This window comes from Acinetobacter sp. ANC 4910 (genome assembly GCF_004331035.1).
Lineage (GTDB): Bacteria > Pseudomonadota > Gammaproteobacteria > Pseudomonadales > Moraxellaceae > Acinetobacter.
In genome coordinates this window covers 70,114-94,517 of record NZ_SJNT01000004.1, presented here as the reverse complement: position 1 = coordinate 94,517, position 24,404 = coordinate 70,114, and the positions used below count along the sequence as shown (strand labels likewise).

The following is a 24,404-nucleotide window of genomic DNA, read 5'->3' as shown; positions in this document are numbered from 1 at the left end:
GATGAAATGATGACATAGGCAATTCAACCAGCACATGCATTATTGGATTGCTTGTTCATAACGACGGTTGATTTCCTGCCAATCGACAACATTAAAAAATGCCGCGATGTACTCAGGACGATGGTTTTGATATTGAAGATAATAAGCATGTTCCCAGACATCCAACGCCAAAATTGGTGTATGACCTTGCATCGAGGGGCATAATGTTCGTATGTAGATGGTGCAAGAAATACAATAATGAAGGTGTTACTGTTGAATATCGGCAATAAAAAAAGCCAGTGTAATCACTGGCTTTTTGAAACATCTAAATGTAATTAGACATTGAAACGGAAGTGTAAAACGTCGCCGTCTTGTACCACGTAAGTTTTACCTTCTAGACGCCATTTGCCTGCTTCTTTAGCACCTGCTTCGCCGTTGTATTGAATGAAGTCATCATAAGCAATACATTCAGCACGGATAAAGCCTTTTTCAAAGTCAGTATGAATCACACCCGCAGCTTGTGGCGCAGTTGCACCAACTTTTACAGTCCAAGCACGTACTTCTTGTACGCCTGCTGTGAAGTAAGTTTGTAAGCCAAGTAATGCATAACCCGCGCGGATTACCACGTTAAGACCAGGTTCTTCCATACCCAGAGCTTCAAGGAATTCAGCACGGTCTTCATCTTCAAGTAACGAAATTTCAGCTTCGATTTGGTTGCACAGTGGAACCACAATTGCATTTTCTTCCGCAGCAAGTTTTTTCACTGCTTCTAAATGTGGGTTGTTTTCGAAACCATCTTCAGCCACGTTAGCGATGTACATGGTTGGTTTTAAAGTCATTAAACCAAAACCACGTACCAATTTGCGCTCATCATCATCAAGCGTAGCAGCACGAGCTGGTTTGCCTTCATCTAATAAAGGTAGAATTTTGTCTAAAACGGCTTTCGTTGCAATGGCTTCTTTGTCACCACTTTTCGCTGATTTTGCTAAACGTGTAACGGCTTTAGTTACAGTTTCCAAGTCAGCAAGCGCAAGTTCTGTATTGATGGTAGAAATATCATCTAACGGGTCAATTTTACCGTTGACGTGAATCACGTTTTCATCTTCAAAACAACGAACAACGTGTGCAATGGCATCAGTTTCACGGATGTTGGCAAGGAACTGGTTGCCTAGGCCTTCACCTTTAGATGCACCTGCAACCAAACCAGCAATATCCACAAATTCCATCGTGGTTGGAAGCACACGTTGTGGTTTTACGATTGCAGTTAATTTGTCTAAACGTAAATCTGGAACAGGAACAATCCCTGTGTTTGGTTCAATGGTACAGAACGGGAAGTTTTCTGCCGCAATTGCTGCTTTAGTTAACGCATTGAAAAGGGTAGATTTACCAACGTTCGGCAAGCCGACAATACCGCAATTAAAACCCATGAAATGACTCACAACGTATTATTTAAAAATTGGCGCTGATTTTACATGAAAGCCATGACAAAGTCAGGTCATGGCTCGTATCTTTCTTTTTGGCATCTTCAAGTGCATGATTGTTAAACTTTTCGTTTGTCTAGTTGTTGTGCAAGCGCATCTCCAGTTGCCTGCACCAACATGACCAGAATCACCAATACCACAATGACCGCGAGCATCATTTGCATATCAAAGCGTTGATAACCATAACGATAGGCAATATCACCTAATCCACCTGCGCCAATGGCACCTGCAATCGCTGAAGAATTAATCATGGTGACAATGGTGACGGTAAAGCCTGCCACAATCCCGGGTAATGCTTCGGGCAGTAATACATGCCAAATGATTTGTTTACGGTTACAACCGATCGCTTGTGCTGCTTCAATTAAGCCTTGATCGACTTCACGTAAACTGACCTCCGCAATTCGTGCAAAAAATGGCGTTGCGGCTAAGGTCAGAGGCACAACGGCTGCCCAAACGCCGTAACTGGTGCCGACAATAAAACGCGTTAAAGGAATCAAGGCTACCATTAAAATGAGGAAAGGCACCGAACGGGTGATATTCACCACCCAACCCAAAGCTTGGTTAATTGGTTTTGAGGGATAAATGCCATGTTCACTGGTATTCACCAGTATGACTGCCATAGGTAAACCAATCAGGAAAGCTAAAATCGCCGATACACCGACCATAATTAGCGTATCAACAGTTCCTGTGAGCAAGAGTTCAATGAGTTGGTCGTGCATAGCCCAATACCTCAATTTTGGCAAACTGGTGTTGCAGTTGTTGTTTAAGCTGATTGAGATCCAGATCGTGGTGTGGCACAGCCACCACAAATTTTCCAATCAAATGTTCCTGAATTGAATCAATATGACTTTGATATAGATGAACAGGGCGATTGATAGCCGAGAATATAGCGTTCAAATCGGGTGCATGTTGCAGGGGAGAGGCATAGCTTAATCGCAAGATGACATGACTCGATTCTGTTGTGGGTTCTGCGTGTAACTGAAATGGCAAATCTAATTGTTCTAAATTCAGCAACTCTTGGGTAATTTGCTGCTGAGGTGCTGAAAAGACCGACCAGACTTGTCCAGACTCTACAATTTCCCCATGTTCAATCACTACAACTTGGTCGCAAATTTCTCGAATCACCTGCATTTCATGGGTAATCAAAACAATGGTAATGCCAAGTGTTTGGTTGATTTCCTTGAGCAGCGATAACACCACTGAGGTACTTTCTGGATCAAGTGCAGAGGTCGCTTCATCACATAACAATATTTCAGGATGATGTACCAGCGCTCGGGCAATGCCAACTCGTTGTTTTTGCCCACCTGAAAGTTGTGCAGGATAGTGTTGGGCTTTATCGGCTAAACCAACCAATTGCAACACTTCACTGACGCGTTGCTCAATTTCTGTAGCGTTGTAATGGGCAATTTTAAGCGGTAGTGCAACATTGTCCCACACGGTTTTGGCAGACATTAAATTGAAGTGTTGAAAGATCATACCAATGCGTTGACGTAGCTGAATCAGTTCGGCATGATTGAGTTCGGCTAAGTTGTGTTGATGGATATGAATGCTGCCTTCACTGACTTTTTCTAGGCCGTTGAGTGTGCGTAACAGGGAGGATTTCCCCGCACCACTTTTACCAATAATGCCGAAAACCTTGCCTTTGAGAATGTCCAAATCAATATTTTTGAGTGCATGGACGTGTTGATTTTGTACTGCATAATACTTGTTCAAATTGCGGATTTTGATATGTGGAAGGGAAAAATCCACATGAGAACCAAAACTCACCATTGTCTTTCTCCTTATTTCCAGCCTTCAAACCACATCTTGCTGCCAAAATCTCGGTCTAAAATCTCTTGAACTTTTTTAGAGTTTTGGAAAGCTTTAACGAAAGTGGCTAGTTTTTGATTGTGATCGCTGTAGTCTTTACGTGTGACGAACAAAATTGCATATTTCTTATCGATAGGGTCGAGAAACAGAGCGCTATGCGGATTGGTTACTTTCGCCATGTTTAAGTAATGTGGAAAACCAAAGATGAGGTCGGCATCGTTATATGCATGTGCAGTTTGTGGTCCTTCAACTTCAATAAATTGCAGTTGCTTTGGATTTTGAACGATGTCCTGCACAGTCGAAAGTTCGTTATTGATATCTTTCAATTGAATTAAACCTGCGCGGTGCAGCAAAATCAGCGCGCGGGCAGAGTTCACTGGATCATTCGGAATGACCACACGGGCTTTGTTTGGAAGTTGCTGTAAAGACTTATATTTCTTTGAATATAGTCCAACATGACTGCCTGTACCCGTGGCAAAGGCATGGAGGTCATATTGAGTTTCACGAATTGCATTGCGTAAAAAGACGCTTTGCTGGAAAAAGTTGGCATCAATATCGCCGTTTTGTACTGCGACATTGGGTGCATGCCAGTCAGAGAATTCGACCAGTTTGACCTGAATTCCTTGTTTTTTTACATCATCTGCAACACTTTGTAGAAGTTCTGCATAAGGTGGGCTGATGCCAATGGTTAAAACATCTTGTTGGGCCTGACTTTTGCTGTAGCGGTAAACCGCTACAGCAGCAATCAAGATCACAACTGTCAGTCCAATCAGCCATACCTTAGGATTTTTGGGCTTAAAAACTGAATCTGTCATCGCTCAATCTCACTTCCAACCCGGGAACCAAAGTTTTGAGCCAATCTCATCATTCAAAGTTTGTTTAACTTTGGCAGAAGTCTGATAAATTTTGATAAATTTTTCTAATTGTGCTGCTTTCTCTGGATGTTGCTGTTGGTAGTCATCGCGCACCACAAATAAAATCGAATAACGAGTATTGGTATTGTCATCTAAAATCAGCGCATCATTCGGGTCAATGGTTTTGGCAAGACGTAAATAATGCGGGTAACTAAATACTAAGTCAGCATCATCCACTGCACGTGCCGTTTGTGGGCCTTCAACTTCAATAAATTGCAGCTTTTTAGGATTGGCAGCAATGTCTTGTAAGTTAGATAAATGATTCTCTGGATTTTTTAAAGTAATCAGTTTGGCTTGTTGTAACAGCAACAATGCACGACCTTGATTCACTGGATCATTTGGAATGACCACGCGGGCTTGATCTGGTAGTTCACCCAGTGAATGGTATTTCTTGGAGTATAAGCCGACATGCGTTGTGACGCCTTTGTCCAATGCTTTCAGTTTGAATTGAGTTTCTTTGATGGCATTGTCTAAGAAGGGTTGATGCTGGAAATAGTTGGCATCAATATCGCCATGATTCAAGGTAATATTCGGTGTATTCCAGTCAGAAAATTCCACCAGTTTGACATTGATGCCTTGTTGTTTTGCTTCTTCGACTGCGACTTTTAACGGATTGGCAAATGGTGGGCTAATACCAATGACCAATTCAGTATTACTGGTCTTTTTATGGTAGCTCCATGCCACCAGCCCAATCACCAGTGCAGCGACAATCACCCCCAAGAAGGTAAATTTATTTTTTGCAGTTAAAGCCATGTTATCTCTCGTATTTTTAAATTTACAGCAGTTAAGCTGTCTGTTTTTCTGAATGTGTGGTTAAGTCTGGAGTCGAGTTTGAGCTTAAACATCGGAACTGCTGCACAGGATGATGGGCCGCAAGATGGTCGCCTTGTTGAAACAGTTTGTGTCTTAAACTGCCTTCGCTGTAGCTTGTTTTGTAGCGCCCACGTTGTTGTAATTCAGGAATAACATAACGAATAAAGTCTTGATGCGATTCTGGGGCAACCGTGCGGGTCAGATTAAAACCATCAATGCCTGTTTCATCGATCCACTGAATCAATTGTTCTGCCACAGCCGCGCCACTTCCAATAATGAGGGGATAACGCCCACCCAAGACATGCTGTGCTTTTAAGTCATTGCGGGTAATGGTTTGTTCTTTAAACTTTTGATTGACCGAGGCAATGCTATTGGTTTTTTGATAGGGAATTGCTTCATCATCAGCAAATTTGGATAAATCAATGCCTACAGAACTGGAGTAATGTGCTAAACCCGCTTCAGGACTGGCATAGCGGATATATTCAGCCAATTTTTCTTGTGCCAATGCATCCGTTTCGGCGGTCACAACAGTAATCCCGACAAAGATTTTTACCGTATTGGCATCTCGACCTTGAGCAACCGCGAGAGCACGAATTTTATCGACCTGTTGCTTAATCTTCTCTGGTCGATCTCCACCAATAAAAATACCTTCCGCATGTTGAGTCGCAAAAGCTAAACCACGTGGCGAAGCGCCAGCCTGATATAAAACGGGGGTACGCTGTGGTGAGGGAGAGACTTGAAACACGCCCTGACTTTGATAAAACTGTCCCTGATGCTGAATGGCATGTACTTTAGCGGGATCGGTAAAAATACGCTGTGCTTTATCTTTCAGTACCGCGTTATTTTCCCAAGAGCCTTCCCAAAACTTATAGCAAAGCTCAAGAAATTCTTCGGCTTGGGCATAACGCAGGTCGTGTTCTTTTAGACCTTTTTGTCCCACCAAACGTTCCGCGCTGTCCAAATAACCCGTCACAATATTCCAACCGATACGGCCTTGGGTTAAATGGTCTAAACTGGCAAAACGACGGGCAAATTGATATGGATTTTCATAGCTTAAATTAACCGTAACACCAAAACCCAAATGTTGCGTTGCAGCAGCCATAGCTGAAACCAAGGTACTTGGATCATGACTAGGCAACTGGATCGATTCTTTCAGGGTTAAATCAATACCATTCTGATAGACATCATAAACACCTGTAATGTCGGCAATAAATAGACCGTCAAATAAGCCTTGTTCTAAGGTTTGTGCCAATTCAGTCCAATAACTGAGTTCATTAAAACGGTGCGATTGATCTCGCGGGTGTGTCCATAAACCATGATTGATATGTCCAACCGAGTTCATATCAAAGGCATTTAAAATAATCTTTTTCGGCGTTTGTTGTGTCATTACAAAGTCCCCCGACGTGGAGGGCGAATGCCGTTGAGGGTGTAATTAGCAATGAAGTAATACTTCCAACGTGCCGCATCGTGCAGGGTATGTACGCGGGCGTTACGCCAGAATCGGTCTAAACCATCTACGCGCTGGCTACCACGGCTACCTGCCAGTTCAATCAGTTTGGACGATGCTTTAAGTGCTGTTTCACTGCTATGTGCGCGCACTTTGGCAACATCTAAAGACGCTTGAGTAATGTTGTCTTCGGTGGGTTGCGGTTTGGCGGCATCGATAGAGCGAGCGGCTTGTTTTAATAACACTTCGCTAGCGCGAACGTCTGCCACGACACGACCTAATTCTAATAAGGTCAGTGGGTCTTGGGTTGCAGCATCGACACCTGAATCAATCCAAGGACGGGCTTGATGCACACGAATCAAGGTCTCTTCAAAAGCAGCACGGGCGATGCCTGTTTCAATTGCCGCATGCATAATTTGGGCAAAAGGTCCAACCAAAGTAGGCTGTTGAAAGGTTTGATCGAAAGGAATCACATCTTCTGCAGCAACAAAGACTTGATGGAATTTGACTGTACCACTGCCTGTAGTGCGTTGTCCAAATCCCGACCAATCATCAATCAGCTCTAAGCCTTCACTGTTACGCGGAATAAAGGCTAAAAACTCACGGTCATGTGCATCTTTGACCAAGGTTGGAATACGATGTGCAAACAAACTGCCTGTGCAATAGAATTTTTCACCATTGACGATAAAACCATTCGCTGTTGGGGAAATTGCGGTTTGCTTTTGTGCGGCATTCTTGGTTTTAAACTCTGCAAGCGCATTACCAAAGCGCGCACCTTGCAATACTTCCTGATACAGTTTTTGTTTTTGTTGCTCTGACCCTGTATTACGTAAAACTTCCAAGGCATAGAAATGATTTTGTGGGATTTGCCCGATTGAACCATCCACACCACTCATAAGGGCAATAATCTGCGCCACGGTATAGCTCGAAACTTCAGCACCACCATATTGTTTAGGTACCGTAATGGCCCAAAGTCCAGACTGGCTATATGCTTCAATTTCATCAAAAGGCAAAATACGCTCAGCATCGCGCAGAATCGCATTGTGCTTGAATTGTTCTGCCAAGGTGTGTGCAATTTCTAAGGCTTCGGCATCGGATTGAATAATATGTGCAGGTGCAAGTTGCGCTGCCTGTGCAGGGGAAATACTTTGAAATGAGGTCATGTTATTCTCCTTAAATCCATGCATGGCGGGCAGGTAATTGATGATTCAGGTAATAATTACCTAGCGCATGAAGTTTCCAACGCACTGGATCATGTAAGGTGTGCACACGTGCATTACGCCAGTGCTGATCTAAATTGAATTGACTTAAACTTGAACGGCTGCCTCCGAGTTCGAGCAGTTTTTCAGAAATATTCAGTGCTGCATCATTGGCATAAATTTTGGCTTCAGCGACGAGAATAGAGGCTCGTGCAGCTTGCTCATCGGTTACACCATCGAGTTGATCTAACTCATCTAAATACTCTGCGGCTTCATCGAGCAGTAAAATAGCGGCTTCAAGTTGAATTTGCAGTTTGCCTACTTCTTGTAGGGTGTAATGTTCAAAGCTGGCTTTTTCGACTTGGGCATCGACAATTGGACGCGCTTTTTTGACGGTTGCCAACGTATCTTCAAAGGCAGCCTCAGCAATGCCGACATCAATCGCAACTTGTAACAGTTGCGAATAAGCCCCGCGATAGGTTGGTGCTGCCGTTAAGGGACGTTCATCAAAGATCAGGAAAGGATCAATTTCCACATGGTTTAGACGGACTGAGCCACTCGATGTAGTACGTTGTCCAAAACCATCCCAATCATCAATCACTTCAATGCCTTGAGCTTCACGATTTACGATGACGAGTACTACATGACCTTCTGGATGAATGGCTTTAATGGCTAACCAATGCGCGAAGCTACTGCCCGTTGAATAGAATTTTTCACCTTGTAAGTAATAGTGACCATTCTCCAAACTTAATGTGGTGTTGAGTGTTTTAGAATCTTTGGTATGGCGTTCTGGTCCACCATTGGCAAGGCGTTTACCCTCTAAAATTTGCTGAAAGATAAACTGCTTTTGCGCTTCAGTGCCCATCAAGTCAATGAGATACAGCAAGCTAATTTGATTCTGTGGGATTTGTCCTACACTAGAATCGGCTTTATTTAAAATACGGAATACACGTGCCAGTGTTTTATTGGACACATAAGCACCGCCATATTGTTTGGGAATTCTTAAACCGCCTAAGCCTTTTTGGCTAAATTGTTCAATTTCTGCAAAAGGTAATGCTCGGTTTTGATCGCGAGCATTGCGACCTTCAAGGGCAAAATCTGCAACCTGATAAGCGGCATTAATTGCATCCTGATCATTTTCGATGATCTGTATGTTTTTAGAATTGATATAAGCCATGATGACACCTTTGAAACAATGTCAAAACGTTAATCGGTCTGTTATAAAAAATTAACTGACTGATTTCTATGTACTTATGAAAAACAATGTTTAAAACTTAAAGTGGTAAAGTTTGAATAAATATAGATAAGTTAAATGTTTGATTTTCATTGATAATTATAACTTTAAGGTTTTATGGGGTGTTCCCAAAATGGAGGGTTATCTTGTTTAAAGATATTCAAGACAGAAAATTGTATAACCGGACAAGGTTAAGTCGTATTTATTTTGGGATAAAAAGGACATTGTGTTTCTGGCTTTGACTGACTAAAGTAACAGACTAAAAGCGTTGGTTTTCTGAATAAATCAATGTTCCTCTCATCTTTTGGAGTGTTTATGCGAATTTTATACCAGTTTCCTTTATCTCATTATTGTGAGAAAGCTCGCTGGTTACTCGATCATAAACAACTTGATTTTGTTGCACACAATTTAATCCCTGGTGTACATCGTGCTTTTGCACAACTCAAAACAGGGCAGAATAAACTGCCAATTTTACGAGACAATGAGTATTGGGTTGCCGATTCAACCCAAATTGCATTGTATTTAGATCAAACTTATCCTGAACATGCTTTATTACGTGCAGATTCACATTTAAGAGAAGTTGCATTAGAAATTAATGCCTTGGCGTCAGAGCTTGGCTTACATGTACGCCGTTGGGGGTTAGCACAAAGTTTATCGGAAAGTGATGAAACCTTAGACATTATGATTGGTGAAAAAGGTTATCTACGCCAATTTGAAAAATTTTCTAAACCCATATTAAAAACACTGGTGTCTAAGAGCTATCAGCTTGATGCTGAAAAAGTTGCTTATTCTAAGCATCAGATGGAACAACTGATTACCGTATTGAATCAGAAATTATTAGAAAATGATGGGCGTTATTTTGTGGGGGAGCGTTTGGGGCTTGCAGATATTTCGGTCTGTTCCATGCTTGCACCTTTATTAGAAATAGCTGGAACCCCTTGGGAGCGTGAAGAAGACTACATTTCGGGCAGTTCTGAAGAGTTTTATGCCTTCAAGCATCAACTTTTAGATTTACCTTTGGGACAATATGTACAGCGTATTTATTATACCGAACGCAATGCACGTGTAGACTGGCGCGGTATGTAACCTTTTAAGAACCACTCAAGTAAAAAGTAGTTAAATATTACCTAAGAGTGACATTTAATTTATATTCAGGGCTATTTATTGCATTGAATTTCTGTAAATCTATGGATTGATAAAAATAAGTAGCATACGCGACTTTATTTTTAGTGGAATAAACGAAATAATCATTCTCGGATGCTGAGCACGTATCTTGCATAATTCAAATAACTCATACGTGGTTTTTATTTACACCTTATTATTTTATTTTTGGAGCCAGTGATGGAATTAGACCGCTTTGACAAACAAATTCTGGAAATATTAACCCATGAAGATGTGAACCTCAATGAACTGTCAGAGCGAATTAATCTTTCGGTCAGCTCGGTTCATCGTCGCATTAAACACTTAATTGATACCAATGTCATGACCAATGTACGTCGCGACATTAATTATCAAAAACTCGGCTTTAGCTTACATGTATTACTGCAAGTTTCTTTAAGTAAGCATGATAGTGATACTTTTTCCAAATTTTTAGAAGAATTAGAAAGTATTCCAGAAGTCATTAATGCTTTTTTGGTCACAGGGCAGTCGGCAGATTTTATTGTGGAAGTGATTGCACGTGATATGGAAAATTACAGTCAGATTCTCCTGAATCGGATTGGGAAGATTGAGCATGTGGTTGCATTACATTCCAGTTTCGTTATTAAGGAATACAATGTATTTAACTGTCGCGGTTTATTGAATAAGGTTTAGATACTAAGTTTTAAAGTCAGACCAATTGCGAATCTAAGCAAGGTCATCACTTACATACAGCAATAAAAAAACGCGCTCATAGGCGCGTTTTTTTATTTTTTGAAAGATTACTCATCTAGCTGAGCTAAAACTTCTTCTGTAAATTCAACGTTGGTATAAACGTTTTGCACATCATCTAAATCTTCAAACATATCAATCATTTTCACGATTTTTTTCGCTTGATCTACATCGGAAATCAATGCTTTAGTTGAAGGATTCATCACGACTTCAGCATTGTCAGATTTTAAACCTGCTGCTGTTAGCGCATCTTGAACTTCACCAAAAGTCTCAGGTGTTGTGATGACTAAAATTTCGTCTTCAGCCACTTCAATATCTTCAGCGCCAGCTTCTAAAGCCACGTCCATGATTTTGTCTTCTAAAGAAACGTCTTCAAAAGTAATTTCACCGCGTTTAGTAAACATATAAGCCACTGAACCAGCAGTACCTAAGTTACCATCGGTTTTAGAAAAACAGTGACGAACATCTGGCACAGTACGGTTTAAGTTGTCAGTCATTGTTTCTACGATTACCGCAACACCACCCACGCCATAACCTTCGTAAGTGACTTCTTTTAAATCAGCATTTTCTTCACCGCCAACACCGCGCTGGATTGCACGGTTGATCGTATCACGTGTCATGTTTGCGACTAATGCTTTCTCAACGACAGCACGTAAACGTGGGTTAGATGCAACGTCACCACCACCTAAACGGGCAGCTGTAACGATTTCACGAATGAATTTTGTGAATACTTTAGCGCGGCTCGCATCTTGTTTTGCTTTACGATGCTTAGTATTAGCCCACTTGGAATGACCCGCCATGCGAAATATGCTCCTTGTAGATTGGCCTTATGCCAAATCAAATTGAGCAGATTCTACCATAAGCCCTTTTTTTAGAGAAAGGGCTTAAGTTTGAGTTTTTAAACAATTGAACAATGCTATTTGGGTTCAGGAATAATAATGTCCAATCCCACATTTTCTTTATACAACTTTTGCATAAGCGCTAGGTCGTGATGAAGCTCAGTGGGATAAATTTTGCCAAAAATACCGCCTTGTTTGGTTTGCGAGTTGGCATACATTAAAACAATAGGGACATTGGCAGCTTTGGCAATATGCCAAAATCCTGTACGGATAGGTTTGCGGACTTCACCATCTTTTGCACGAGTTGCCTCAGGTGCAATCACCAAATTAAATTTTTCGTGAGAGGCAAAGAGGTCGACCATTTGTCCCACAATATCTTGATTAGATTTACGGTCAACTGGAATTCCGCCAATAGCTCCTAGCAATGGCTTTAACGGGCCCTTAAACAATTCTTTTTTGATGAGGGTATGGATTTTAATATCGTAAATTTGGAACAAGGCGAGAGATAAAACAGCATCCATCATTGAGGTGTGTTCAAAACCCACAATCACTTGTTTGTTTTCGAGGGTGTTGGGTTCTACGTGATATTGCCAGCCCGCAAGTTTAAATGCGGATTCGCCAATCATTTTTTTTAACATAGCGGATCTTAATGTTATGGGGTTAATTAAGCTTGCTAATGTCTGCTTATTTCAAAATAAGGTCAATAGCTGGAATGATGTAATTGCATATATAAAATACAAGTGTATATTTGGTTTTTTTGTTTTGTGATGGTGTCTCGGTTATAGCAATAACCTGCCATATTTATTAGTTTTATAGATCAACTCATTGAAAAAAAGTCTTAATTTATTGGAAAAATCACTATTCATTGCATTTAAACCATATTAGACTTTTGTCTTAGATGAAATGGAACTTCATTGAATATCTGTCGTTTTACTAAAGCAAGTTTAGGATTGAACAATATGATGTATTTTTCCGCTTTTCTGTTGGTCTTTTTCTTTTTTTTATTGGTCGTGATTTGGTCTTTAATCGAATTCTATTTAGATTTTCGAAAAAATAAATCAGTTAAATCATAATGAATTCGACAATTTACTGTATTTTTTGTTGATCTATTGAGTTTGATTTTCATACACAAAGCATGAACTTTACGCCCAACGCTTTAAGTTGAAAATAAGAATTCTGTTTAAGCTAAAGCGTGAAATAAACGTCAAAGTATGTCGTTTTAAACTCAAGTTTTATATATTTTTCCCATAATTTTTTTATACTCATTTTAATTATTATATTTATAGTTTTATAAAAAATGGAACAACTGAATCCATCAGACTTAAAAGCAATTCTTCATTCAAAACGCGCCAATGTCTATTACCTTGAACATGCTCGTGTCATGCAAAAAGATGGTCGGGTGCTTTACCTCACCGAAGCCAAAAATGAAAACCAATACTGGAATATCCCAATTGCCAATACCACAGTGATTTTACTCGGCACAGGTACGTCGATTACTCAGGCAGCGATGCGAATGCTCGCCAGTGCAGGGGTATTGGTTGGTTTTTGTGGTGGAGGTGGAACGCCACTTTTTATGGGTAGTGAAATTGAGTTGATAACACCGCAAAGTGAATACCGACCAACAGAATATATGCAGGGTTGGATGCAATTTTGGTTCGAAGATGACAAGCGTCTAGCGGTGGCAAAACAATTTCAACATGCGCGTATCGATTTTATACGGAAAGTTTGGGACAAAGACCGTGATTTAAAAGAGCAGGGTTTTTATTTAGATGATCGGGATATTCAAACTGCATTGGATGGTTTTGAAAAGAAGATTCCTAACACCACAAAAGTCGGTGATTTGCTTTTGCATGAAGCGGCAATGACCAAACAACTTTATAAAATTGCTGCAACACGCAACAAAATGAGTTTTGAGCGTAATCATGAACAGGGAGATTTAGCCAATGATTTTCTCAATCACGGTAATTATTTGGCCTATGGATTGGCAGCGACGACACTTTGGGTTTTAGGCATTCCACATGGTTTTGCTGTGATGCATGGCAAAACCCGCCGCGGGGCTTTGGTCTTTGATGTAGCGGATTTAATTAAGGACGCTGTGGTACTTCCTTATGCCTTTATGTGTGCAAAAGAAAAAATGACTGAGCAGGAGTTTCGTCAACAGATACTTCAGAAATTTACGGAGCATAAATGTTTAGATTGGATGTTTGATCAGGTGAAGGAAGCTACTTTATCTTCTAAAAATGGAGATGAAGCATGATCGTGACTTTCGTTAGCCAGTGTGAAAAGAAAGCTTTAGCTCGGACGCGCCGTGTATTGGATGCTTTTGCTGATCGAATTGGAGATAACACTTGGCAAACAGTGATTACCGAAGATGGTCTAATTGCAGTTAAAAAATTATTACGTAAAACGGTGACTAAAAGCACTGCGGTAAGCTGTCACTGGATTCGGGGCAGACGTAGAAGTGAATTGCTGTGGATCGTGGGGAATCGGAATAAATTTAATGCACAGGGCATTGTGCCTGTGAATAGCACTCAAAAAGAAGTATTTATGGATGTGACAACAATGAAAGCTAAACAAGATCAATTTTATGCGAATACAAAATTACAGCCTTTAGCAGAACATTCTTTTGCAATTGGATATATTGCACAGAAACTTTTTGAACGTATATTAGATAATGATGAACATCAAAATTTATCGAAAGTCGCTTATTTGGCAGGGTGTTTACATGATTTGGGGAAGCTAGATCCACATTTTCAAGATTGGGTGAAAAAGCAAAAACAGAAAGATCCTGATGAGGATGGGCAGCATATTGATGTTAAATTCACATTTGATAAACATCCGAGACATAATGAAATTTCTCTCTTACTGTTTAACTTATTAGAGAAGCAATGCGTAGGTTTAAATAATCCTCAAAAAGAAAGCTTGCAACATGTCATTTATTGGCATCATGCCAAGCCCTACCGTCAGAAAGATGATTTTACAGGTGTTATTAAGGTATATGAGTACTTAACAAAAAATCTGAATGATGATGCATTTGAAAATTTGGTTAAAAATGCAGTTTTAATGCTCAAAAAAATACAACAATCTGCAAGCCATTATTCAAGTGAATTTACACAGATTGAAAAACACTTACTTTGGTCTGTTGAGTCTTTTAATGATCTGATTGAAAGTTTTCAATATGACTTTAAAAGTGCTGAATTCCCTGAATTTAAACGCTACTTGATCACAGATACTTTAGCAAAGACAAGACAGAAAATTTCATATAATGCACAGCATAATTTACTGCGTGCCTGTGTTATTAGTGCAGATCGTTTAGTATCTTCATGGTCAGCAGATGAGTTAATTGAAAATTTAGCACAACAGTGCTTGGATGATTTTATTGAAGATACTCAAGAAGAAATTTCAACATTAATGTCTTCTTTAGAGGGGGTAGCACAAAAATTTCCAAATAGTGAGCGAAGTCAAAAACAAAACGAAATTGCACAAAAACTTGCGGATGTTCGAGATATTTCTGTGCTTTCAGGTGCAGCAGGATGTGGTAAAACCAAAATTGCACTAGAGTGGGCGAAGTTAAAAAATGCACAAAAAATAATTTGGGTTTGCCCACGTGTACAAGTTTGCCAAGGTATTTTTGAGGAACTGACAACTGATTATTTACCCGATGCAAAAATTGAAATATTTACAGGTGAGTTTAAATATACCAATTCATGGGAAAACCTAACACCTGAAAATGAATATTTTTCGGGTGATGTGGTGGTTACAACGATTGACCAGATTTTAGGATCAATTACAACCCATTCCAAAGTAAACAGCTTATTACCTTTTATGAATGCTCATGTGGTCTTTGATGAATACCATGAATATATTGGTATGGAAATTTTCAATTTATTATTTGCAGAGCTCATTGCCAATAAAAATATGCGTAAAGCTTATGAAAAAAATACGTTATTGGTTTCGGCAACGCCACATTACTTATATTTAGAAGAAATTCTTGGTATTGGAAGCGATGATGTTATTGAAATGCCATCATTTAATCAGAGTCATTACCAAGTTAATTTTATTGATTATGACGATGCCGATAAGCTCAACAGTCCATTTTTTAAAAAATATGATACAAAAACTTTTGTTATTAGTAATACTGCATTAACAGCACAACAAAGTTTTATTTATCATCAACAACACGAAAATAGCATTCTATTCCATTCAAAATTTAAGCGTAGTGATAAGAAAAAATGGTTTGGTGAAGTGTATGAATCATTCAAAAAAAATGGAACAGCACAATATGATGTTTTGAGAAGTGGACCTATTGTTCAAGCATCTTTGAATATTAGTTGTAATGCAATGTTAAGTGAAATGACGCATGCTGAAAATATTTTGCAACGTCTAGGACGTTTAGATCGTTTTGGGGAAAATAATACTGTAAATATTCTAACTATTGCAATTACCGATGATATTAAACAAGGAAAATCTAAAGGTTCATCTGCAAAATTTTTAAACTCATTGCATGGTTTGCAATCTGCTAAAGTTTGGTATGAGTTTTTACACCATCAGCTTGCAGATCAAACTTTTACTTTACCCAAGTTGTATAAACTCTATAAAGATTTTTATTTATCTCCTGAGAATGGAAAAAGTCAGCAATTACTTTTGCAAGATCTAGAAAAAGCAATCAAGAGCAGTATTCTACAATTGAATAATAAAGTGACTGAACCTGTGAAAGTAGTCAAAAAATCAATAATAGAGCGTAAGTCTAAAATCAGTAAAAACTCATTACGGGGAGATAGTCGTTTTGTACAATTAGCAGTGCTGAATGTAAATGATTATAAAAATCCAATTTTTGAGAACTCTTACGCTTATCAACCACCTTTGGATGATACAACTGAGTTTGATAATTTGACAGAATCACTAAGCATAATTCGAGATTTAGGGTTAATCACTTTTATTGCACAAAAGCATGGAAATATCGATGTTACACATCCTGTGCAAGGTATTCCCGAAAAGAAACAAACTACAAGATGTACAGTTTTAGAAAATTATGCACGAGATGCAGAATATCCACTTTATTTAAGTTACATCGAAGATGATTTAAATAAGGTTGGAGGGACGGGGGTAAGACATACAGAGGCAATTTATTATGCAGTTTGTGATAAACAACCAATTGGTGCAATTTCATTAAATAAAATTCAAGTTTTAACTACAAACTAAAAAGAGGGTAAAAAAATGTCAAAAGTTACAGGAATTAAAAGCGTAGATTTTAAAATTACGGCATATGGTTATGGCGTTGTGAATTGGAATGGTCCAACGACATTAACGGGTGATGATGGTACGACTGTGGATAATCATAGTTTGCCTAAATTACGCGGCTATTCTAATTTAACAGGTAAAATTAAAGAAGAAACAGGCTATAAATATAAGAAAGAAGCTTCAGATATCGACTTTTCGAAAACGCCTTTATATATCAGTCAAAACTGTATTCGTCATCATTTGTTCCGTGACCAAGCATATGATTTACATTATGCCAAAGATAAAAACTTGATTGATGTACTAGCATCAATCACAGGTTTAATTCGTGGTTATGTTGTGCCATCAAGTCAATGTAAACGGACTAGCCCATTATTAATTACAGATTTTATTGATCAGTTGGGTAATGGTAATTTTGAACAAATGGGGCGTTCAGGTTCCAAAGAAAAAGGTAAAGATGATAAAGGGAAAGATGTAGCGAGTAATTCATTTTATTCAAAAACAACTTTTGGTGATACTGAATATGTGGCTTATGGTTCAATCAGTATTGAACAATTAGAATTCATTTCATTGGATAAAAAATTTGATCGTGCATCAATGATTATTAAAGAGGGTGAAGGCGAAAAAATTGCTGAAACTGTGCAAGAATTTATTCAAAAATTGGACCCAAGTCGTCAGCCTAAAGCAATTTTTCATGCGAATTATGTACGTAAAGGCACAATCTTTGAAGAAGGTGAAGTCGGCATTTTATTGGATAACACTGCGATTGATATTTTAGTAAATGAAACATTAAGCTTATTACGTGAACTCAGTATTAAGCAGGCAAAAGGTTATATGTACGTTGAATCTGTAGAAGTTGATTATAACGATAGTAATAAAATGATGCGTATTAAACGTTCGCCGGAACAAGCAAATTTAGAACCGCAAATGGATTATGCCGTTTACTTCGAAGCACAATAATGGGGTGATTTATGCAAATCATTATTGAATATGAGTCTTCATGGCGAAATTCATTTTTGGATGGTGAAGATAATACAGTTAAAAGAAATTTTATCGGTTCAATGACTGCTTTGGGTGATAAAAAAGCGAATAATTATAAGGCAAGGGCTATTACTAAAAATACTGTAATGGGGATATTGAATCGTTTGATTGGTGATCAACGAAAATTATATCAAGCTAGAAATGAACCTAATTACTATTTTAAAGAAATTGAAGAAATCTTGAATGAGAGTGATATTAAAGATACTGCGGTACTTGATCAGGAAATGATATTTTTGCGAAATATCTCTGGAAGTACTGATCAAAATGCATTTACAGGAATGATCAAAGCTCAGGATAAAGCTTTTACGTCTGAATTTTCATCTAGGCTTTGGGGAATACTTTTTCAGGATATTGATACTGTTGTCCAATTTATATTAGATGAAAACTATCGATTCCCATCATTTGATGAGGTATTAGATCCTTTGATTGTCATTAATCAGTTAGAGGAACTGAATGCCTTAAAGCCAATTGAACTTGTAGATGAATTACAAAAAGCATATGAGTATATTGTACAAAACTTTCCTGATGTTGATTTCAAATTGACAGCAAAAGGTTTGTTCACACCAGTTAGTTTTTATACTTCGGCTTTATATATACAAATCTCTAGGCTTGCTCAGCATTATGATCTTTCAGAAATTTTGACAAAATCTGGTGGGTTAAGTGGTATTTCAAAAAGAGGATTTACGAAGAAAGACTTTATGGATCGTTATACAACTGGAAATAAAAAAATCATTTGGGGAAATCCATATATCAAGAATGATTTTTTAGCAGGTGAAGGTAAAGTTAAAAACTTCTTAACAAAAGCGAGTGGTCGTTTGGAAATTACGCTTCATCTTTCTAAAGATCAGGCACGAGATTTGGAAGAAAAAATTGAGAATGCAGGCGTATCATCTTTTTACTTAGGTAAAAAAGGTCTTGCTTATGTCATAGATATTCGATGAGGTGATCGATGAAATATTATATTGAGGTGACCTTAATCGAAAATCCTGAATTGGTGACTTATCAATTATGGTCGAAACTTTATACACAATTGCACATTGCTTTTGCTGAAGTAAAAGACATAAATGATAAGGTAAATATTGGCGTATCTTTTCCCCAATATCGTTTTAATCAGGAAAAAAGTATTGGGTTTTTGGGTACAAAGCTTCGAATTTTTGCTCAAAATGAAGCTGATTTGAAAAAACTTGATCTTAAAAAATGGTTAGATCGATTCACTGATTATGTTCATATCACTTCTATTCGAGAAGTCCCAGAGAATATAAAAAGTTATGCCATCTATAAACGTAAGCAAGTGAAAACCAATGCCGAACGTTTGGCGCGCCATCGCGTAAAACGCGGTGATATTGGTTTTGATGAAGCTTTGGCTCGTTATAGCAATGTTGTTACAACAACGGATCTGCCATTTGTCCAAATGAAAAGTTTAACTTCAGATCAAATGTTTAAACTTTTTATAGAAAAGAAAAATGCTGAACAATCTGAAAGTCAGGTTTTTAGTACCTATGGTTTAAGTTCACAGAGTTCTGTACCTGAATTTTAACCCAATATTTTTAAACTCTTTAACAGCTTAATAAAATCAATAGGTTATAAACGTGAGTCAAAACTTGGGTCTTTTATAGATTTTTAGTATTAACTCACTGTTATAACTTTATTTTTTGCTATAAAATTACTGTTCACTGCCATGCAGGCAGCTTAGAAAAAGATGTATCCTCATGGAAATATCCAATACGTGTTCACTGCCATGCAGGCAGCTTAGAAAAACGTACTGACACCATCCCCAGCCTTGGTTCCGTTCACTGCCATGCAGGCAGCTTAGAAAGAATAGAAATTAAAGCACAAACATATAGCAAGGTTCACTGCCATGCAGGCAGCTTAGAAAAAATGATATTCAGCAACCGTGTACTTACTACAGTTCACTGCCATGCAGGCAGCTTAGAAAAATGACCATTGCATAACAAATACCACATTCCAGTTCACTGCCATGCAGGCAGCTTAGAAATGGCGTGAATGCATAACTCTTTAGCAATACTGGTTCACTGCCATGCAGGCAGCTTAGAAAAGAAAGCGGTTACGTTTAGAACGTAGTGTTGGGTTCACTGCCATGCAGGCAGCTTAGAAAAATCATCACACAATTTACTCATTGTTTTAGTTGTTCACTGCCATGCAGGCAGCTTAGAAATATCAAACTATCAAGAAGCATTGATTGAAGAAGTTCACTGCCATGCAGGCAGCTTAGAAATATCAAACTATCAAGAAGCATTGATTGAAGAAGTTCACTGCCATGCAGGCAGCTTAGAAAATCGAAGGGATGCTAAAAAATTCATCATGAAGGTTCACTGCCATGCAGGCAGCTTAGAAATGTAATTTCAGCAATTGGCGTGTCGCCTTCCTGTTCACTGCCATGCAGGCAGCTTAGAAAATGACACAAATTTATGCATCAATGATTCAGCCGTTCACTGCCATGCAGGCAGCTTAGAAAGTGGAAGGAGTAGCAATAGTCATTAACTTATTGTTCACTGCCATGCAGGCAGCTTAGAAATGCATCTCTTGGCTTCGGTCTAGACTTTATTGGTTCACTGCCATGCAGGCAGCTTAGAAACGGTGGCATTGTCATCAAGAAGTAAATTTGAAGTTCACTGCCATGCAGGCAGCTTAGAAAATATGCTGTCAAATTCGAGCAAGGAGCGGTTAGTTCACTGCCATGCAGGCAGCTTAGAAAAAACAACGGAATAAGCACAGCGCCCAAAACAAGTTCACTGCCATGCAGGCAGCTTAGAAATTTTAACTGACAGCGTAAAGAGCGTGGACTATGTTCACTGCCATGCAGGCAGCTTAGAAAATGCTTTAAACCCCTTACTGTACGTTAATTGAGTTCACTGCCATGCAGGCAGCTTAGAAAATTTCAAGATAGCTTAGACGGGGTGAGTGATGGTTCACTGCCATGCAGGCAGCTTAGAAAAACAGACACCCATTTTGTTACTGCCTGCAGTTGTTCACTGCCATGCAGGCAGCTTAGAAAATTGAAATAAATCTGAGCGAATTTGTATTTATGTTCACTGCCATGCAGGCAGCTTAGAAACAATATCGCCGCTTGCATATTTAAGCCAATCTGTTCACTGCCATGCAGGCAGCTTAGAAAGATGAAAGGCTCGAGAAAAGCCTAGATAAGGTGTTCACTGCCATGCAGGCAGCTTAGAAAAAGTGGTGACCGTGGCGACAAAACCGTGGTGAGTTCACTGCCATGCAGGCAGCTTAGAAATTCTGGTGCATTCTTTTTCAGCGCACGATTGAGTTCACTGCCATGCAGGCAGCTTAGAAATGAACCAATTGCACTGACGTACGCTCATTCTCGTTCACTGCCATGCAGGCAGCTTAGAAACGTAAGTAGTAATGGCGAATCAAGCGTAATGAGTTCACTGCCATGCAGGCAGCTTAGAAATGTTTGTTGGTCTTGATTCACTTATGCCACCTGTTCACTGCCATGCAGGCAGCTTAGAAATTTCTGTCGTGATGGGTATAGCAAAAAGTTCCGTTCACTGCCATGCAGGCAGCTTAGAAACATAACATTGAAACTGGACATGCAGCCATAAAGTTCACTGCCATGCAGGCAGCTTAGAAAAGCTTTTGGATCAAAAGAATGCATACAAGAAGGTTCACTGCCATGCAGGCAGCTTAGAAAAAGCTGCTTGAACTTCAAATCCGTTTGGAGTCGTTCACTGCCATGCAGGCAGCTTAGAAATCTTTTTCTGTTTCAAAAAGGCTATTTTTATGGTTCACTGCCATGCAGGCAGCTTAGAAAAATCTGATTTTGCTCAACAGGCAAAACGAATCAGTTCACTGCCATGCAGGCAGCTTAGAAATAATGCACCTGCACGTAATGCAAGCCCAAAGCGTTCACTGCCATGCAGGCAGCTTAGAAAAAGGCTCAATTACATGTTTGCGGTAATAAGTGGTTCACTGCCATGCAGGCAGCTTAGAAATTATTTAGTTAAAGCATTAAAAGGATAAGAACGTTCACTGCCATGCAGGCAGCTTAGAAAATATAACTACTGAAAATATTAATTTTTTGCATGTTCACTGCCATGCAGGCAGCTTAGAAATGCAATCATTCCTCCTTCTGCCATAGCTTTAGGTTCACTGCCATGCAGGCAGCTTAGAAATTTGGGGTGAAGTGGTACCAGAAGGCTCAGCAGTTCACTGCCATGCAGGCAGCTTAGAAAAATTAAACCCAAAAAACAAAGAAGATCGAGAGGTTCACTGCCATGCAGGCAGCTTAGAAATGCATGTGAAATGGCAAAGGTTTGTCGTGTGTGTTCACTGCCATGCAGGCAGCTTAGAAATTAGTAAAACAAGGTGGGCGACATGCAAACACGTTCACTGCCATGCAGGCAGCTTAGAAAAATTAAGTTTAGTGCCTGATTGCAGATAGCTAGTTCACTGCCATGCAGGCAGCTTAGAAATTAGGTTCTGTTTCAGGCTCAGGATTTGCAGAGTTCACTGCCATGCAGGCAGCTTAGAAATTACTGTACATTAATTGAAGCAATGTTAATCGGTTCACTGCCATGCAGGCAGCTTAGAAATTGCTGAATGCGACTGATACCAATGCTGACTTGTTCACTGCCATGCAGGCAGCTTAGAAAATAAGGAACCTTGGTCCCCGCGCTGTCTTCAAGTTCACTGCCATGCAGGCAGCTTAGAAATTGATTGTTTAGAAGGTTAAGAGCTCTTTGTAGTTCACTGCCATGCAGGCAGCTTAGAAATTCTGTAACTGGCGGTAACTGGGAAACATTGGGTTCACTGCCATGCAGGCAGCTTAGAAATTAAAAATACAGAATTCTATGATGATTTGCTCGTTCACTGCCATGCAGGCAGCTTAGAAATAGATATTGAGGTGTATCAAAATCAAAGTAATGTTCACTGCCATGCAGGCAGCTTAGAAAAAGAGGAATACTAAATGGATCTACAAACACAGGTTCACTGCCATGCAGGCAGCTTAGAAACCAGATTGATCAAATCAATAATAGAGTGACTGGTTCACTGCCATGCAGGCAGCTTAGAAAACGCATAGGGATAATACGGCTCACTGAAACAGGTTCACTGCCATGCAGGCAGCTTAGAAAAAGATCATGCGAATAATGTCGGTTGCTGTTGCGTTCACTGCCATGCAGGCAGCTTAGAAAAATACAATTCGATATAGTCATCCTTGTTCAGCGTTCACTGCCATGCAGGCAGCTTAGAAAACGGTAAATAGCTGCAATTGCACGTGATTTAGGTTCACTGCCATGCAGGCAGCTTAGAAATATACGAATGTTTTTGATTCAAACACCAAAGTGTTCACTGCCATGCAGGCAGCTTAGAAATTTTATAAAGAATCAGGTTGGTCTCTTGGTTTGTTCACTGCCATGCAGGCAGCTTAGAAATTATAGGAATACAACTTGAATTCTCTTGCAGTGTTCACTGCCATGCAGGCAGCTTAGAAAATAAGTATATTCATAACAATATTTTGTCTTGAGTTCACTGCCATGCAGGCAGCTTAGAAAATACGGTATCCACTAGCCAAAACCTGACGATAGTTCACTGCCATGCAGGCAGCTTAGAAAACCGTTTCTTTGATCTTAATGATCGCAGTTTGGTTCACTGCCATGCAGGCAGCTTAGAAATTTTTCTGATACCTTACAAGCAATTCAAGAAAGTTCACTGCCATGCAGGCAGCTTAGAAATGAAACACTGTCTAGAAATTGTTTAGTTGCGTGTTCACTGCCATGCAGGCAGCTTAGAAATTCCGTTCATCATCAGGCATGTTATCATCGTTGTTCACTGCCATGCAGGCAGCTTAGAAAACATGAAGATAGGCCTGAGCCGAAAGGTGGTAGTTCACTGCCATGCAGGCAGCTTAGAAATTCAGGACTATGAAGCGAATGTGCTCATTCAGGTTCACTGCCATGCAGGCAGCTTAGAAATTCAACAGTTACCTTTAAAGATGTAAGTGATGGTTCACTGCCATGCAGGCAGCTTAGAAATAAAGGGTAAGGTAATGGAGCAAATTACCCTTGTTCACTGCCATGCAGGCAGCTTAGAAAGAAACAACACCAGATACCGTGATGATTTTTGCGTTCACTGCCATGCAGGCAGCTTAGAAATTCTCCGCCCACGCGTCAATCTCGTCTTTCATGTTCACTGCCATGCAGGCAGCTTAGAAAAACTAAAAAAGATTCACGCCTACGCATTCACCGTTCACTGCCATGCAGGCAGCTTAGAAAGGCCGTCTATCGTTGGGGCGTCAGGGGATTACGTTCACTGCCATGCAGGCAGCTTAGAAAAAAAGATCGACGAGGGCAAGCGCTTAATTCAAGTTCACTGCCATGCAGGCAGCTTAGAAATTACACAACGCCACTTGTCTGGTACGTAATATGTTCACTGCCATGCAGGCAGCTTAGAAATCAACAGTACTTTCACCATTTGCCTGAGATAAGTTCACTGCCATGCAGGCAGCTTAGAAAGTATAGAAAAACTTGATAATAAATGATTCACGGTTCACTGCCAT

17 protein-coding genes, 1 pseudogene and 1 CRISPR repeat array (1 of these 19 running past the window's edge) are annotated in these 24,404 nt (G+C 39.6%); of the genes and pseudogenes, 7 read left to right on the top strand and 11 right to left on the bottom strand.

The window, feature by feature from the left end:
* Nucleotides 1-39: 39 nt before the first annotated feature.
* The 9 genes and pseudogenes from E0H82_RS05310 to E0H82_RS05270 all read right to left on the bottom strand — a co-directional run.
* Nucleotides 40-198, bottom strand: a pseudogene (locus tag E0H82_RS05310) (Fe-Mn family superoxide dismutase); the annotation flags it as partial.
* A 116-nt stretch (nt 199-314) separates the two neighbouring features.
* Nucleotides 315-1,406, bottom strand: a complete 1,092-nt coding sequence (gene ychF, locus E0H82_RS05305; protein ID WP_131263676.1) for a redox-regulated ATPase YchF — start codon at nt 1,404-1,406, stop codon at nt 315-317.
* 113 nt (nt 1,407-1,519) lie between these two features.
* Nucleotides 1,520-2,179, bottom strand: coding sequence for a methionine ABC transporter permease (locus E0H82_RS05300; RefSeq protein WP_131263675.1), 660 nt, complete (start codon nt 2,177-2,179; stop codon nt 1,520-1,522).
* Nucleotides 2,160-3,230 (bottom strand): methionine ABC transporter ATP-binding protein, encoded by a 1,071-nt coding sequence (locus E0H82_RS05295; RefSeq protein ID WP_131263674.1) that lies wholly within the window; start codon nt 3,228-3,230, stop codon nt 2,160-2,162. Before E0H82_RS05295 ends, E0H82_RS05300 begins: the two co-directional genes overlap by 20 nt.
* Before the next feature lie 11 nt (nt 3,231-3,241).
* The gene (locus E0H82_RS05290; RefSeq protein ID WP_131263673.1) at nt 3,242-4,084 is read right to left on the bottom strand and encodes a MetQ/NlpA family ABC transporter substrate-binding protein; all 843 of its coding nucleotides are present in this window, start codon (nt 4,082-4,084) and stop codon (nt 3,242-3,244) included.
* Nucleotides 4,085-4,093: 9 nt separating this feature from the next.
* Nucleotides 4,094-4,936, bottom strand: coding sequence for a MetQ/NlpA family ABC transporter substrate-binding protein (locus E0H82_RS05285; RefSeq protein ID WP_131263672.1), 843 nt, complete (start codon nt 4,934-4,936; stop codon nt 4,094-4,096).
* A 31-nt stretch (nt 4,937-4,967) separates the two neighbouring features.
* Entirely contained in the window at nt 4,968-6,383 is a 1,416-nt protein-coding gene (locus E0H82_RS05280; RefSeq protein WP_131263671.1) for an LLM class flavin-dependent oxidoreductase, read from the bottom strand.
* Nucleotides 6,383-7,606 (bottom strand): SfnB family sulfur acquisition oxidoreductase, encoded by a 1,224-nt coding sequence (locus tag E0H82_RS05275; RefSeq protein WP_131263670.1) that lies wholly within the window; start codon nt 7,604-7,606, stop codon nt 6,383-6,385. Before E0H82_RS05275 ends, E0H82_RS05280 begins: the two co-directional genes overlap by 1 nt.
* A gap of 10 nt (nt 7,607-7,616) precedes the next feature.
* Nucleotides 7,617-8,819: an SfnB family sulfur acquisition oxidoreductase gene (locus E0H82_RS05270; protein WP_131263669.1), complete on the bottom strand. Its 1,203-nt coding sequence runs from the start codon at nt 8,817-8,819 to the stop codon at nt 7,617-7,619.
* 372 nt (nt 8,820-9,191) lie between these two features.
* On the opposite strand from E0H82_RS05270, the gene E0H82_RS05265 reads away from it, so the two are divergent.
* Both E0H82_RS05265 and E0H82_RS05260 read left to right on the top strand, forming a co-directional pair.
* Nucleotides 9,192-9,962, top strand: a complete 771-nt coding sequence (locus E0H82_RS05265; RefSeq protein ID WP_131263668.1) for a glutathione S-transferase family protein — start codon at nt 9,192-9,194, stop codon at nt 9,960-9,962.
* Nucleotides 9,963-10,217: 255 nt separating this feature from the next.
* Entirely contained in the window at nt 10,218-10,688 is a 471-nt protein-coding gene (locus E0H82_RS05260) for an Lrp/AsnC family transcriptional regulator (RefSeq protein ID WP_116762633.1), read from the top strand.
* A gap of 107 nt (nt 10,689-10,795) precedes the next feature.
* Here the strand turns inward: E0H82_RS05260 and E0H82_RS05255 are convergent, their stop codons facing one another.
* A complete protein-coding gene (locus E0H82_RS05255) occupies nt 10,796-11,545 on the bottom strand; it encodes a YebC/PmpR family DNA-binding transcriptional regulator (RefSeq protein ID WP_131263667.1) in 750 nt (249 codons plus the stop codon).
* A gap of 116 nt (nt 11,546-11,661) precedes the next feature.
* Nucleotides 11,662-12,222: a 1-acyl-sn-glycerol-3-phosphate acyltransferase gene (locus tag E0H82_RS05250; protein WP_131263666.1), complete on the bottom strand. Its 561-nt coding sequence runs from the start codon at nt 12,220-12,222 to the stop codon at nt 11,662-11,664.
* A gap of 659 nt (nt 12,223-12,881) precedes the next feature.
* Between E0H82_RS05250 and cas1f the strand changes: the two genes are divergently transcribed.
* The 5 genes from cas1f to cas6f are packed head-to-tail and all read left to right on the top strand — an operon-like array spanning nt 12,882 to nt 19,400.
* Nucleotides 12,882-13,841: a type I-F CRISPR-associated endonuclease Cas1f gene (gene cas1f / locus E0H82_RS05245; protein ID WP_131263665.1), complete on the top strand. Its 960-nt coding sequence runs from the start codon at nt 12,882-12,884 to the stop codon at nt 13,839-13,841.
* Nucleotides 13,838-16,786, top strand: a complete 2,949-nt coding sequence (locus E0H82_RS05240; protein WP_131263664.1) for a CRISPR-associated endonuclease Cas3'' — start codon at nt 13,838-13,840, stop codon at nt 16,784-16,786. The genes cas1f and E0H82_RS05240 overlap by 4 nt, the downstream gene beginning before the upstream one ends.
* 15 nt (nt 16,787-16,801) lie before the next feature.
* Nucleotides 16,802-17,782, top strand: a complete 981-nt coding sequence (gene cas7fv, locus E0H82_RS05235; protein ID WP_131263663.1) for a type I-Fv CRISPR-associated protein Cas7fv — start codon at nt 16,802-16,804, stop codon at nt 17,780-17,782.
* A gap of 11 nt (nt 17,783-17,793) precedes the next feature.
* Nucleotides 17,794-18,804 carry a type I-Fv CRISPR-associated protein Cas5fv gene (gene cas5fv, locus E0H82_RS05230; protein WP_131263662.1) on the top strand — a complete coding sequence of 337 codons (1,011 nt, stop codon included), beginning with the start codon at nt 17,794-17,796 and terminating at the stop codon, nt 18,802-18,804.
* Nucleotides 18,805-18,812: 8 nt separating this feature from the next.
* Nucleotides 18,813-19,400 (top strand): type I-F CRISPR-associated endoribonuclease Cas6/Csy4, encoded by a 588-nt coding sequence (cas6f, locus tag E0H82_RS05225; RefSeq protein WP_131263661.1) that lies wholly within the window; start codon nt 18,813-18,815, stop codon nt 19,398-19,400.
* A 131-nt stretch (nt 19,401-19,531) separates the two neighbouring features.
* A CRISPR array of direct repeats spans nt 19,532-24,404; the repeat unit is 28 nt; unit sequence GTTCACTGCCATGCAGGCAGCTTAGAAA; it runs 196 nt beyond the window's last position.